This window comes from Cyclobacterium xiamenense (assembly GCF_009467825.1).
Taxonomy (GTDB): Bacteria; Bacteroidota; Bacteroidia; order Cytophagales; family Cyclobacteriaceae; genus Cyclobacterium; species Cyclobacterium xiamenense.
The window spans coordinates 40823-55404 of sequence record NZ_WIOK01000021.1 but is presented as its reverse complement, the minus strand read 5'-3'; the positions used below and the strand labels follow the sequence as shown (position 1 = coordinate 55404).

9 protein-coding genes are annotated in these 14582 nt (G+C 50.1%); 3 read left to right on the top strand and 6 right to left on the bottom strand.

The window, feature by feature from the left end; translation table 11 throughout:
• Nucleotides 1–11 precede the first annotated feature (11 nt).
• On the bottom strand, nt 12–872 hold the full coding sequence (locus tag GCU44_RS15820; RefSeq protein ID WP_154857542.1) for a sugar phosphate isomerase/epimerase family protein: 861 nt from the start codon (nt 870–872) through the stop codon (nt 12–14).
• Nucleotides 873–896: 24 nt separating this feature from the next.
• A complete protein-coding gene (locus tag GCU44_RS15815; protein ID WP_154857540.1) occupies nt 897–4397 on the bottom strand; it encodes a PVC-type heme-binding CxxCH protein in 3501 nt (1166 codons plus the stop codon).
• Nucleotides 4398–4552: 155 nt separating this feature from the next.
• Between GCU44_RS15815 and GCU44_RS15810 the strand changes: the two genes are divergently transcribed.
• Nucleotides 4553–5428, top strand: a complete 876-nt coding sequence (locus tag GCU44_RS15810) for an AraC family transcriptional regulator (RefSeq protein WP_154857538.1) — start codon at nt 4553–4555, stop codon at nt 5426–5428.
• Between the two features lie 29 nt (nt 5429–5457).
• Nucleotides 5458–6510, top strand: coding sequence for an alginate lyase family protein (locus GCU44_RS15805; protein WP_154857536.1), 1053 nt, complete (start codon nt 5458–5460; stop codon nt 6508–6510).
• An 8-nt stretch (nt 6511–6518) separates the two neighbouring features.
• On the opposite strand, the gene GCU44_RS15800 is transcribed toward GCU44_RS15805, so the two are convergent.
• The 4 genes from GCU44_RS15800 to GCU44_RS15785 all read right to left on the bottom strand — a co-directional run bounded on the left by GCU44_RS15800 (nt 6519) and on the right by GCU44_RS15785 (nt 13080).
• Nucleotides 6519–7544, bottom strand: a complete 1026-nt coding sequence (locus GCU44_RS15800) for a DUF3667 domain-containing protein (protein WP_092169914.1) — start codon at nt 7542–7544, stop codon at nt 6519–6521.
• A gap of 80 nt (nt 7545–7624) precedes the next feature.
• Nucleotides 7625–8854: an alginate lyase family protein gene (locus tag GCU44_RS15795; RefSeq protein WP_154857534.1), complete on the bottom strand. Its 1230-nt coding sequence runs from the start codon at nt 8852–8854 to the stop codon at nt 7625–7627.
• A 29-nt stretch (nt 8855–8883) separates the two neighbouring features.
• Nucleotides 8884–9987, bottom strand: a complete 1104-nt coding sequence (locus GCU44_RS15790; RefSeq protein WP_154857533.1) for an acyltransferase family protein — start codon at nt 9985–9987, stop codon at nt 8884–8886.
• Between the two features lie 207 nt (nt 9988–10194).
• Complete coding sequence (locus tag GCU44_RS15785; RefSeq protein ID WP_154857531.1) at nt 10195–13080, bottom strand: FAD-binding and (Fe-S)-binding domain-containing protein; 2886 nt, start codon at nt 13078–13080, stop codon at nt 10195–10197.
• Between the two features lie 188 nt (nt 13081–13268).
• Between GCU44_RS15785 and GCU44_RS15780 the strand changes: the two genes are divergently transcribed.
• Nucleotides 13269–14567, top strand: coding sequence for a Gfo/Idh/MocA family protein (locus GCU44_RS15780; protein ID WP_092169901.1), 1299 nt, complete (start codon nt 13269–13271; stop codon nt 14565–14567).
• The last annotated feature ends 15 nt before the right edge of the window (nt 14568–14582 follow it).

Genomic DNA, 14582 nt, shown 5'->3' with positions numbered 1-14582 from the left:
ATTGGAATATTTTAGGAGCTGGCCCATTCCCTCAGGAAACGGAATCCATCAGAGGCAAAGGCATCCTGGCTGCTTGCCAGCGGCTTCCAGATGCAAACCGCGCCGGCTAATTCTTTGATCTCCGGAGTAAAACTTTCGATCGTAATGGTCCCCTTGTAGTTTACTTTCTCCAGTCCTCGTTTGTAATCTTCCCAGCGGGTTTGACCGGTGCCGGGGGTTCCCCGGTAGTTCTCCGATACTTGCACGTGAAGCAGCTTATCGCCAGCCTGCAAAATGGCCTTTTCGATATTTGGCTCCTCGATGTTCATGTGAAAACCGTCCAGCAGCACCCGTGCAGCCGGGTGGTTGATGTCGCCAATCAGCCGCATGAGTTCTTCCGTGGTATTGATCAAATCGGTTTCAAACCGGTTAAGGGCCTCCAATGCTATTTTCTGACCGGCTTTTTCTGCCATCACGCACACCTTGTAGAGATTGGATACCGCCCTGTCCCATTCCACCTTTTTTTGTTCGGGAGAGACCAAGCGGGCCTTTCCAACGGAGGAATACATGGGTCCTGCAACAAATTCGGCACCTACTTCCACGCTCAAATCCAGGCATTGTTGGATGTAATCCAGACTCGTTTGGTGGTAGGAAGGATCCTCGTGGGTCAAATCTCTGCTTGGGCCAAAGGCGCCGCATACAATGGGATGCAATCCGTTGTCTTCCAGTGCCTGCTTTACCGTTTTGCCATCGATTACTGAAGGGTCTTCCACGGGAATCTCCACCGCATCGTAGCCCATTTGTTTGATTTTTGGAAAAAGGGAGATCGTCTCTGTCTGGAACGGAGACGTCCACAGCCAGGTACTGACTCCCAGTTTAATATCTAACGCCATTGTGTTTCGATTAATGAAAAATCCTTATTCTACGATCATGATGCCATTCATGATTCGCCAGTGTCCAGGAACCGTACAGAGATACGGATATTCACCGGGTTCATTGGGAGCCGTGAATACCAGACTTTCGCTGGTTTCCGGGTTTACCAAAGGGGTGGAAGCGAGTACTTCCGGAATTTTGGGAACAAAATTCATCGTAACGCCATTGGGATCGCGCGCCAGTTCGTCGGCTGCTTTTCCGATGGTCTCCAGGCTGCCTGCCTTTCCAACCAGCAGGTTGTGTTGCATGAAGTCGTCGTTGGTGAAATCAATGGTCACCTGCTGTCCGGCCTTCACGGTAAAACTGGGCTTATCAAATTTCATTTCGTGCTGGATTACTCCCATTTTTATGGTCACCGCACCTGCGGATCCCTGGGTTGAGCTTTCTGAAGAAGCCATCGACCCGCTTGTACCTGTCTTTTCGGCAGGAATTTTTAGGTTTAGATGAGATGCCCGGCTGTTCATCCTTCCCCGGAAATAAAAGCGGTCCGGATAGGTACCTACCTGATCGGAGCCCATGTTATCATGGCCGATACGAACACGATTTGGTTCCAGTTCCTGATCGAATAGTCCGGCTGCCTTTGCCGTGCCCACTTGACGGTCATCGATGCTCAGGACCATCGCTCCATCCTGCAGGAGGCTGGCGTTGAGCACGAATTGTTGAGCGGGGAGACCGGTCCCGCTACTTGCCTGATAGCTTTTCCCATCTTGGCGGACCAGCCAATTTATGCGGTTGTTTTGAATATACAGGCTGTAACCATTGGTGCTGTTTCCCTGAGCCACGATAATTCCTTCCAGGGGTTCATCTGCTTTACTAAGCGTCGCTTGCAGGTGTAGCTCTTTTCCCACAACTTCCGGAGGGTAGGGGATGCCTGCCCGTCGGTCCAGGCTGTATTGTTCCGACACCAGGCTTTTGGACACCCGCTCGCTCAGGGAAAGCAGGGAATCCGGCTTGTTGGGGTCCAGCAAGCTTGCCGAAAGATTTTCAAAGGACTGCGGGTGCGAAAGCACCGAGGCGAAAATCGCCTGTGGCAGGTAAGGGTCCGCTCCATTGTCGGCCGCGTCAGCCGAGGTCAGCAGTAGGTTTGAAGCCGTTTCTGAACTGGGCATATCGGCCAGGGCCAAAAATGCGGTTTTACGGGTGTTCAAATCCGGGTCCTTCAGTACATCGGTGGCGAGTACCGCTTCCAAACTAGCCGAATTGCGCGGTAATACCTGTAAGGCGTTTTTTCGGACGCCAGCTGCCGGGTGTTTCAAAGCCCTGGCTACTACCTCGTTTACCGATTGGTTGGAGCCATCCAGCGCACCAATCCCATGCAGTGCCCACAGGGCATGCACCGCCGGACTATTCAGACCGATTTCGTCAACGGAAGGATCGTCGACCAGTTTCAAAAGTTCTGGTATCAAATCCGTTTTCTGGTTTTCAACGATTAGGCGCTGGGCCGTCATGCGCCAGAACATGTTATTACTTTTCAGTCCGGCTATCAGGTCCGCATTCCGGTCGGAATCGATGTTCATCACCTCGTACGAATCCGAGCCCTTGTACACCATCCGGTAGATTCTCCCGTGTTTGGCGTCACGCAGCGGATTGATGTAGGCATTCCCTTCTCCATTTTCAAATCCCTTGGGTGTGGGATTATGCTGAATGATAAAATTGTACCAATCGGCAATCCAAAGGGCGCCATCCGGCCCCACTTCTGCATGGACCGGTGAAAACCATTCGTCCGAACTAGCCAATATATTAAAGCCGTTTTTTTCCCGAAATCCGGAACCCTCTTTTTCAATGATGGCATTGTGGAGCACCCTTCCGGTAGGTTCCGCTACAAAGGCCACTCGGTTCCAATAGGATTTGGGGAAGTTTCGCGCGGTATACAAATGATGGCCTGCAGCGGCCGTGTACCCACCGTGCCAATCCACCTGTCGTAGAAAGGGCGTTAGGTGGGGCATGTCGTAATGACTGTCGATACCATGGACGGCGTTGACAGAACCCCCGTGAACCGGTCTGCGTACGTATTCGCGCGGCATGGCCAGGTAGGCACTGTGTTGCCCGTTTGCGGTGGAGATAAACACGTTGAATTCCTCACTGAAGCCCAACCCCCAGGTATTGTTGCTGGTATTTCCAAGAAACTCAAAATCGGTACCATCAGGGTCAAAACGGTACACACCCTGTCCAAAGGAAAAGGAAGTGCCATCAATTTCTCCGCGGAATCCGGAATAGCCCAATACACCCCATAATTTATTATCAAATCCATACCGGAGATTGGATGGGCCCGCATGGGTGTCGCTTTTGCCCCAGCCAGTGATCAGGGTTTCTTTTACATCCGCTTTGCCGTCCCCGTCTGTATCTTTTAAAAAGACGAAATCGGGTGCCATGGAAATCAAAATACCACCATTTACCGCGACAAGGCTGGTTGGAATGTTTAACCCATCGGCAAAAATGGTAACCTTATCGGCTTTGCCGTCTCCGTCCGTATCTTCCAGCATTTTGATTTTGTCGTTGCCACCCTCTTTTCGAACCTCGTTGGGGTAGTCGGTGGTTTCAATCACATACAGCCGGCCCTTTTCATCCCAGCACATGGCCATGGGATTGATGATATCCGGCTCGGAAGCGAATAGTTGCAATTCAAAGCCCACCGGAACCTGTACCAACTTCATGGATTCCTCGGGGGATAGGGGTAGCTGGTAGCGGGGGGCAGGGTCTCTGTTTTCGTAGTTTGGAATTTCCGCATCTTCAAACACGGGTTGCGGAATGTCGTAGGCCGCAACCTGGGCCGCAACGTTATCGCCGATAGCCCATAGGACCCCATTTGCCACCAACTCCTGAAATTGCGGCTGGCTCCAGGTACGTTCGTCGTGGCCATAGGCAGTGTAGAATATCCTTCCCTTTCCCTGTTCACGTACCCAGGTGTACGGTTCCCGGTGCTCTCCATCCACACGCTCCATAAGCACGGTCATGTCTTCGTTCAGTTGGGCATGAACATACGTTTCGTCCCACGTTTCAAATTCTTCGATTCCCTCCATTATCGGGTGCGTGCCATCGACAATCGTAGCGGTAAAGTCCCCGGTACCGTGGGACGAAAACTGTCCCCCAACGGTTTCGACAAACCAATCCGAATTCCGGAAACAAAAGGAAGCGCTGTGAATAGGAATGAGGGCCTTGCCGCCTTCCACATAGTTTTTTAACGCTTTTTCCTGATCGGCGGTGATTTCGTCGTGATTGGCGTAGATCATCAGCCCATCGTACAGGCGGAGATTTTCTGCGTTGAGGTCTTCGGGATCGGCCGTGTAGGTCAGGTTGATGCCCTTTTGAAACAAATGCCTGGCGAGCATCGGCATTAACTTTTCGGAATTGTGATGGGTGCTTTCGTGCCCAAGGAAAAGGATCTCTGCCCGTCTCGGGCCATCGGAAAGGCTAATTTCCGTTGATTTGTTACCGCAGCCCATCCAGAAAAGGATGGCAATGGCGATTAACCCACAATGTTTCATGGTAATTCGTGTTTGGGTGCTATTGTTTGGTATTTTCACAGTACGAATATGGGGAATTTATAAGTGTATTTCTTACTGTTTTTTACCTAATTCCTACTGTTTTTTGTCATTTTTATTGTAGTTTAGCCAAAATACGCGCATAAATTTATTACTCATTGAAAAAGCCGTTTCAAAAATCCCGCATTCCGGAACAAAACGCCTTTGTGGTCAGGGAGCTGGTAGCAGCCAATTTTGACAAAAACTGGCACTTTCATCCGGAATACCAGTTATTTTGGGTCAGACAGGGGCGAGGTACACGCTTTGTCGGAGATGACATGCGGGTTTTTAAAGAAAACGATCTGGTGTTTACCGGTCCAAACCTGCCGCATCTCTGGCGGAATGACCAGGAATATTTTGAGAAAGGAAGCGACCTGCTGACCGAAGGAATCGTCGTTTACTTTCCGGAAAATTTTATTGGGAAGGAACTGATGCAGAAGGAAGAATTTGGAGAATTACGTGTACTCCTCGAAAAAGCGGGCATGGGCCTGGAAATTTTAGGAGCGACCAATGAGGAACTCAGACCCTTGCTTGCTTCTCTGGTACAAAAGGACGGATTGGACCGGATTATTGGGCTGTTGGAGATTTTGCTACGCATAGCCCGCTCTACTGAGGTGCAGCCTATCGTACGGGCAGGATACATGAACACCAACAAAGAATCAGAAAAGGACCGAATGAGTACCGTATATGCTTTTGTCATGGATCATTTTCAACGCCCGGTAAAACTGGAAGAGGTAGCTGGGCTAATCAATATGAGTAGCAGTTCGTTTTCCAGGTATTTTAAATCCCGAATGAACAAGTCCTTTTCCGACTTTTTGTCGGAGGTTCGTATCGGGCATGCCTGCAAATTGCTGCAGCGGGAAAACATCAATATCAGTGAGATCAGCTACGAATGTGGCTTTCATACGCTGTCCAATTTCAACAAACAATTTAAGGAAAAGATGAAGATGACCCCGATGAGCTACAAGAAAGATTTTCTGCAACGCTATGGATAAATTGTTTCCGAAACCTGTATATTCATACCATGACCTTGATTTTGCTTTTTTTATTTACACCTGGCTGGTTTCCCCTTAGCGGTATTTCCACCGAATTTAGTACCCTTGTCCATCCGGCAGCCATCCGAGAATTGGCACAAGCCGGGGAGTTAGCAGGGCTTCGACATCAGTTGGAACAGGAATGGTCGGCAATCCGGCTGGATAATCCCAACCCAACTGCCGAGATTCGCTACGAGGGACTGCTGGACAATAACCCCGCCCGAGTGGAGACCTTACTGCATTTGGAAGACATGGACAAAATGGCGCTTTTTTACTGGCATTATGCCCTGTTTGCGGACGAACATAGTTTCGAGAAAATGCGGGATTTCAGCCTTAGCTGGGCTAAAACCCTTACGGCCACTGGCAACCCCATTAATGAAAACAAATTGCTCCCCGTTGTCTATTCCTATTTTTTTCTAAAACCTCACCTAAACCCACAAGAAAAAGTTGTTTTGGAGAAATGGCTGAAAACGATCGCTGATGCCGAAATCGGTAACGATCGGGTGCCGTTAAACAACTGGGAAACCAAGCGTATCAATCTGGTAGGTACCATTGGAATCCTGGTCGAAGACGAAACGCTGCTTGCCTGGGCGGAGGCCCGGACCCGTCATTACCTGGAAAAGGCCCTTTTTTCGGACGGGACAAGCGTAGATATTCGCCAGCGGGACGCACTTAGTTACCATGTAAGTGGCTTAAAGCCACTTTTACAATTTTTCATTTCCCTTGAAAAAGAAACCCCAGGGACAGGAAGAGCTTTTTTTCATTTTGAAACTCCATCGGGAGCTTCCGTTGCCCGTTCGCTGGACTACGTCATCCCCTATGCCAAAGGGAAGGAAGTTTACCGGCAGTGGAATAATACCAAGGTGAAATTAGATCGGGAGCGGGCGGCTGCCGGAATAGAAAAATACCAACCTGGCGTGGCATATGACCCGAAAAAATCCTACGAAACCATGGCAATGGCCGGATTCTTTGATCCCAAATACCGTGTCGGTGCCTGCAACTACCCCCTTTGTGCGCTGTTATCCACGTACAAGCAGGAATAATGGCTGCATCAGAGCAAAAGTAAGGAAAGATACAGCTCAAGGCCCATTCCGGCAAGCAGTACCAAGAAATAACCGATCCCCAACACCCAAAATTTGATTAGGGTTCGAAACCAGTGTTGTTTGAATAGACGTAGGATCGCGACGTAGGCATACGTCGTTACCAGGACAAAGGCGATTTCCGCAAGCCAATTGTTTTGAATACTGAAAGTATGATTAATAAGAATGACCAATCCGTATAACGCATAGGCAAAGGCATGCAGGTGAAATCCCAAAATTAGGTTTTCGATGTAAAAATGCTGCCGCTTGCTGTACAAAACATGTACAAAAAGTGCAAAGATTGGCAGAAGAACCAGCATCATCAATGGTAGGTTTTTTACCGATTGGGAAACAAACAGGTTGGAATTGGCGATGAAAGCCCGCCGTTTTTCGGCACTGAATCCCAAATCAAAGGCGTAGGCGCTTTTTTCCAGGGTGTCCGAAAAGGTTTCTACGCTTACCTCCGGGTCAATGGATAAAAACCGAAGTTCTTTCCAGGAAAGCGTGTTGGCTACACTGTCTGAATGATCCGGGTTTGTGTTTGGAATTTCCTTTATTACGGCTTGTTGGAGCTTCGTCAATTCTTCCCGTTCCGATTCGGAAATTTTATCTTCAATTTCCTGCTGGATTTCTTCGGATGCCGAAATCTCCCGAGAGGTGAGAATACGATCCACCATGTCCTTTGGGATGATAAAACCGATAATGAAGAAGTAAAAAAGGGAAAAGATCAGGTACAGACGAATCGGGTGGGTGTATTTTTTTCGTTGGCCGGAGTTGAATGAACGGGTCAACGTACCCGGCTTGAAAAGAAAAACCCCAAGTGTGCGAATGAATTTTCCGTCAAAACTAAAGAGACTTGTAATCAGTTCTTCCAAAAACACCCCTACCGGTACCTTTTGGTCCTTGTTTTCCTGACCGCAGTCGGGGCAATAGTTTTCAAAGTCTGGCAGACTTCGGCCACAATTCAGGCAACGATCGATTTTCCGCTGGTTTTTCATGGGGATGTGGAGCTAAACGATACGAACCATTAGTAAAAGTACATTGGATTTATCTACTTTCTGCTATCCGGATCCAGGTTTTACTTGTGCACCACGGGCCGGGTGAGCTTTGCAAAGAGAGCCAGGCGCTGTCCGGAGATATTGCCGGGGCCACAGGTATCAAGCGCGTTTAACATGGCCGGGTGCCGGTAATAATCGTAGGCCAGATACAGGGCGTTGATTCGATTTGGGGTGAAACAGTGCGATCTTATCGGATTATCGATGACAAACAAGTAGGCCTGCAGGAGCGAACCGGAGCCATCTGCCGCTACGTGGTCGAATAAGCGATTGTCGCCCTGTCGATGAAGAAAGGCGGCATGTGCCGTAAGGTGTTCGATAAATGTCATGGTATAGTGGGTACCGCTTCCATCAGTGGCCAGGTGGTCGCCATCGATCGGATCGTCCCCACGCCGGATTTCTTCTGGAATGGCTCCATTCGGCAGAATTCCCCACAGCGCTACTTTTCCATCCATTTTCCATTCGTCCGTGGTGAGCAATCGCCCGATTTGGTACCGATTGTGCGCGTCAAAGGCCTCGCCAGGACTTAACGTTCGCGGCTTGGGGCTTATTTCCTCCAGCTTCCAATGCGGATGCTCCATCAGGTACCAGGCGATAAGTGCAGCCGAAAACGAACCGGCTACCCCCCAGTTGTTTTTTCTCCAGCGACTTGCCCAAGCCACCTTGGGGTACATGACATCCCGTAACCAGCGCTGATAGCTTAGCTTGTCCTCTCTGCTCCATCCCGACCAGGGTTCCAGCAGGTCCGCTGCGTACATATAAGGTGTACCCCCCCGAGCCAAATTCAGAATGCCCTGTGCGCCCCAGTGAAACCTGGGTTCGGCGTCATTTCGGTACCCATAGGTATCGGTAAGGTCCAAAATCAGGGAGCGGGATTTTTGGGCATATTTCTCTCCTCCCGTGAGGTGCCAGGCGAGTGCGGTACCGTACACCAGTTTCGCCCCGATCGAACTCAGCTGAATGGGACTGGACGAACTTCGCTCGTAAACGATCACTTCCCCTGAAAGGTCTTGCCATTCCGAAGAAGTCGCCATCAGGCTATCAATAAAGGAAAGGAATTCTTGCAGGTTTTGCCGATAGGGTTCCAGTCCCTGATCGGCTTTGGCTTTGATTTCGGCCAGTTCCACCGGAGAAACCAATACCCCGGTGGCCGTCGTTTCGGTCTGGGAAAAGACGGTTTCGGTGCGCAATAGCAGCCAAAATGGCCCAATAAGTACGATTGCAGTTCGGAGATATAGCAAAGGTAAACGCATGGGAAGTCATTTATTGAAAGCTGTAGCGCTTATACTTTGACAAAGGTTTTGTTGACATACATGTACCAAAGCAAGGTATACAAAATCGCAAAACCGCCGATACTGGTCCACACCGGGTACCAGCTTTCGCCGTATTGTTCCAGACCGAATAATAGATCATCGGCGATGGCCGGAAAATCAATGACATGGGAAAGCACATAGGCAGTGATGGCATTCATGCCAATCACTTTTAGCGGGAAGGTCCAGCTTGTTTTGCCCTTGACGTCGATAATCCAATAGAAGCCTGCCAGGAGCAGGTAACAAACACCCGAGGAGGCAAGTACAAAGGAGCTGGTCCAGATCTTTTTTACGATGGGATGCCAGATGCCCCAAAGCAGTCCCAGACTCAGAGCAATCAATCCGGCTACGAACAGGTAGCGAGCTACTTTTTCTCGCGGCATCTCGGATTTAATCCATTCGCCGGCAAACAAACCGGAAAGGGTCGTAGCAGCAAAGCCCAAACCGGACAACAACCAGGTGTATTGCAGTCCATCGTCAAAGCGTCCAAACACCAAGCGGTCCACATAAAGGGCAAAATTCTGGTCGGGAAGCAGTGTGCTTCTGCCTAGGCCCGGTACCTGCGGAAGTGTGAGCAGCAGTGCATAGGCAACCAGGCAGCCAACAAATAACAGGTAGCGGCCATTTCGGCTTAGGTGAATAAAGGCCAGGCAAGAAATTACATAGCCCACAGCGATGGCCTGTAGCGTATTGCTAAAGACCTTAAACTGCCCCGCATCCAGGGCCAGCAGGTTGCCTTGCACGATCCAACCCAGGATAAAAAGAATAACGAAGCGCTTGAGCAATTTACGGTACAGCTGTCCTTTGCTGCTTTGCTCTTGCATGCGCTGGGACAGGGAGAAAGGAATGACCGCCCCGACTACAAACAGGAACAAGGGCATGATGATATCGTAAAAGGTGGAACCAAACCATTCCGGGTGTTCAAATTGCCGGGCCAAAAACCCGGTAAATGCGGTATCTGCGCCCCGATGCAGGGAGGCAAAAAAGCGATCGGCAAATACGATGAGTAACATATCAAATCCCCTCAAGGCATCGATGGAGAGGATTCGGGGTGCGTGCTGGGGGATTGTATTCATGTATAGGTTGGATTATTTGGTGTATTTTTTAATGGGTAATTCTGGTAAAAATAAAATAAACCGTCTGGTTTCGGCCATTTCCTCGCGTAGATTTTTTATCGGGCAGGGTAGCGGTAGGCGGATGGAGTCCCGCCGAACCCACTTCCTGCTACCAATCGGGTATTGCTACGCCTGGGTGTAGGAAAGGGAATGTCCAGCGCCAAACGCCTATTCGGGAATCACTTCCACGCACTCCACCCAGTGTTTTGCCTGCTTTCCGGTAAAGTGATCAATCTGGTGCCTGCAGCTAAAGCCGGAAGCGACTAGTTCGCTTCCCTCCGGGGCGTTTTGGATGGCAGGAAACAAAACTTCGGCTCCGATTTTTTGAGACAGGGCGTAATGTTCTTTCTCGTAGCCAAAGGAGCCCGCCATGCCGCAGCATCCGGAAGGAATTTCGGTGCAGGATGCCGGTTCTCCCAGGGTTTTTTTCATTGCTTGGGTCCCATACAGCGCTTTTTGGTGGCAATGACCGTGAATCTGCAGCCCTTTTCCCTTGCTGCGAAAGCGAACATTCAGATTTCCCCGTTCCATTTCCCTGGCAAGGAAAACATCAATCATGAGTACGTTTTTGGTTAGTTTGTCAGCTACTTCTTTTTCATCGAATAAATCCGGAAAGTCATCGTTCAATGCGGAGGCACAACTCGGTTCGCACACCAGCACAGGAAGGCCCTGATCGATAAATGCGAGTAGCTTTTCCACGGTTGGTTTTCCTTCTGTTTTTGCGTCTCTCAAGAAACCATGGGATATCTTGGGTCGCTGGCAGCAGCCCACGTTGGCCAGCACGACTTCGTATCCGCAATCGTTGAGTAATTTTACCGCTGCCTTGCCAATGGAGGGTTCGTGGTAGTTCAGGTAAGTATCGGCAAAAAGGGCCACTTTTTTCCCCGTTTTTTTCTGCTTTCCGCCGTTTTTCTCAAACCAGTTGGAAAATGATTCCGAGGCATAGGCAGGGAGCGTTCGCCGGCTATCGAATCCGGCGATTTTTTCCAGGCTTTTCCGAAACAAGCGAGAAGATTGCAGGAAATTGATCGGTTTGGCCAGTTTGCCGGAAAAGCGCCTGGCCATGCCGGCTGCATCCCGGATCATTTTGTCCCGCAGGCTGGCGCCATTGGCGTCGTAATACCATTGCATCACATCGCTTTTCATTTTGGCCATGTCCACGTTGCTGGGGCATTCGGATTTGCAGGCCTTGCAACTCAGACACAAACTCAGGGTCTCCTGCAGGCGTTCACTGCGCAGCCCTTTTTCGTCCAATTGGCCCGACATGGCCATTCGCAGGGCATTGGCCCGACCACGCGTGGTATGCTCTTCGTCCCGGGTAGCCTTGAAACTGGGGCACATGGTGCCACCGAGTAATTTGCGGCATTCGCCTACTCCGGTGCACATGTGGACCGATTCCTGAAAGCTCTGCTCGGATCGGTAATGAAAGACAGGCTCTACCGCCTGATCCTGGTACCGATTCCCATACCGAAGGTTTCGTGACATGGGCTCCGCTTCTACGATCTTCCCAGGGTTCATGCGGTTTTCCGGGTCAAAGAGGCGTTTGACCTGAATCATGGCCTGGTACAGTTCCGCGCCAAAAAAGCGCTCGTTAAACGGGCTTCGAACGAGGCCGTCTCCGTGCTCCCCACTCCAGGACCCTCCGTACTCCATGACCAACTGGAAGGTGTCCTCCGCGATGGCTTCCAGGCGCTCGATATCCGCTTGGTCCCGCAGGTCCAGTATGGGTCGTACATGGATAACCCCCACGCTTACGTGGGCATACATGGCTACTTCCGTCTGGTGTTTTTTACAGATCTGTAGGGTACGATCAATGTATTCCCGCAGGTGCTGCGTAGGGATTCCGGCATCCTCTATAAAGGGTAGGGGCTTTTTCTTGCCTTTAATTCCCAGCATCAGGCCGAGTCCTTTTTTTCGCACCACCCATACGTCTTCGTATTCTGGCCCCTGAGGAAACAACGGGAAGGCATATCCCAGGCCCTTTTCCTGCAACTCCTTGATCATTTGGGTGGGTCGGTCCATTACGTCCGACAAGGTTTCTCCGTAAAATTCTACGATCAGGATGGCAGCTGGATCTCCCTGGATAAAATGGCAATGCCGCTTGGTGGTGAGGTTTTCGCGACTTAGGTCCACCACGATTTTATCCAAGATCTCTACAGCTGAGGGTTGGTACGGCAAAATGCTCGTTACCGCCCCAACGGCATCCAACAACTCTGCAAAATGGAGTACGCAAACCGATTTAAAAGAAGGCAGCGGTTCGAGGTTGAGTTTTAGTTCCAGGGTGGTGGCCAGCGTACCTTCGCTTCCCGTGATCAATTTTGCCAGGTTCCAATCCTCGGTATGTATGAATTCGTCCAGGTTGTAGCCTCCAACCCGCCGCATGACTTTTGGAAATTTTTGTTCGATCAAGGCGCTGTTCTTGTCGATGATTTCCTTAAATCGTCGGTAGATTTCCCCTTCCCGGCTGCCTTTTAGGGCTATTTGCCTATAGGTTTCCGCATCTGTATTTTTTAGATGCATACCGGTTCCGTCTGCCAGCAGTACTTTTGCTTCCAGTACATGGTCCACCGTTTTTCCGTAGAGAATACTCTTGGTTCCCGAAGAATTATTACCGACCATTCCTCCAACATTTGCCCGGCTGGAGGTGGCTGGATCTACGGCAAAATGGAGCCCAAGAGGTGCCAACTCGTCGTTTAGAACATCCCGAACCTTGCCAGGCTGCACCCGTACCCATCGTTCCTCGGTGTTGATTTCCAGGGTCTGGTCCATGTATTTGGAAAAATCGAGCACGAGCGAATTGCCGACTGTCTGGCCGGCGAGGCTGGTGCCGCCGCCACGGGGCAAAATGGTGACCTGATTGCTATTGGCCCATTCCAGGGCTTTTTTCACATCGCTTTCGTCTTTGGGTAGAACAACCGCTAATGGAAAAATTTGGTAAATACTGGCATCTGTGGCATACATGCCCAGCGAAAAAGAGTCTGTCAATACCTCTCCTTTGAGCGCTTCGATCAGATCCGAAAGTGAAGTGGCGATAGCCGGCGAATTAGTTTGCATGAAGGCTTATTGTCAATTTGTTCAAAGATATTATTTTTTGTCGTTTGATAACAAGCGCAAATATTTTTATCTCTTTTCCCCGGGCTTTTGGTAGAAAAATTGTTTGAACTTGAAAAGACATATCGTATTTTACGCTTGATTTTGAAAATATATGGGCCAACAGGCCAACATAACAGAGGTAGTGAATTATGGAGAATAAAAACAATCACCGACGAACATTTCTTAAATCCACGGGCACGGCAGTCATTGGCAGCGCCGTGCTTCCCATGGGTTTTTCTATTCGGCAAGGGTATGCTGCCCGTAGGGAACCATTGAAAGTGGGACTTATCGGTTGTGGAGGAAGGGGCACCGGAGCTGCTGCCCAAGCGCTGAAGGCGGATAAAGACGCCGAACTTACCTGCATGGCGGATATTTTCTCCGACTACCTGGAAGAGTCCTATCAATCGCTGAAAAAGATAAATCCCGAACAAGTCAAAGTCGGGAATGCACAGAAGTTTGTGGGATTTGATGCCTACCAGAAAGTATTGGATGCAGGGGTGGATGTGGTAATCCTTACGACGCCACCTGCCTTCCGTCCGGCGCATTTCAAAGCAGCCGTAGACGCTGGTAAGCACGTATTTTGCGAAAAACCCGTAGCAGTCGATGCTCCAGGTGTACGCAGCGTTTTGGCTTCGGCCAGGAAAGCCAAAGAGAAAGGCTTGTCGGTGGTATCCGGATTTACCTTTCGGTATGATTTTCCCAAACGCGCCCTGTTCAATCGAATTTTGGATGGGGAAATCGGCGAAGTGACCTCGGTTTTTACCGCACGGAATGGCGGGGGCTTGTGGTACAAACCCCGGCAGGATAATTGGACGGAGATGGAGTACCAATTGCGGAACTGGTACTATTACGACTGGCTGTCGGGAGATTACATCGTGGAGATGATGGTTCACAGCCTGGACATGATGTCCTGGGCACTCGGCGACCGTTTGCCGATCCAAGCCACGGGTACCGGCGGCCGGCAATCCCGCACAGAATCACAGTGGGGCAATATCTACGACCACTTTGCCATCGAATACGAATACGAAAACAACATCAAAGGCGTTCATTTTAGTCGGCAACAGAAAGGCTGTTCCAATACCAATAAGGTAGACATAGCTGGTACAGAAGGGTTTGCTTCCGTGGATGTAGGTAAACGAATTCATGCCACGATGGGATCCGAGCGTTGGGATTACAAAGGCGAATCCAACAACCCCTACGAGACCCAACACGAAGAACTTTTTGCCTCCATCAGGGCCGGCCAACCCATGAATGAGGGAGAGTTGATGGCAAATAGTACCATGCTGGCCATTTTGGGAAGAATGGTCGGCTATAGCGGACAAACCATCACCTGGGAACAGGCAATGAATAGCGAGCATAAATTGGGCCCCGCCGCTGACGATTACCGATGGGACCTGGTGGTAGACGTTCCGCCCATCGCCGTACCGGGTATTACCAAAGTGGTGTAGCATTTGACGATTTTC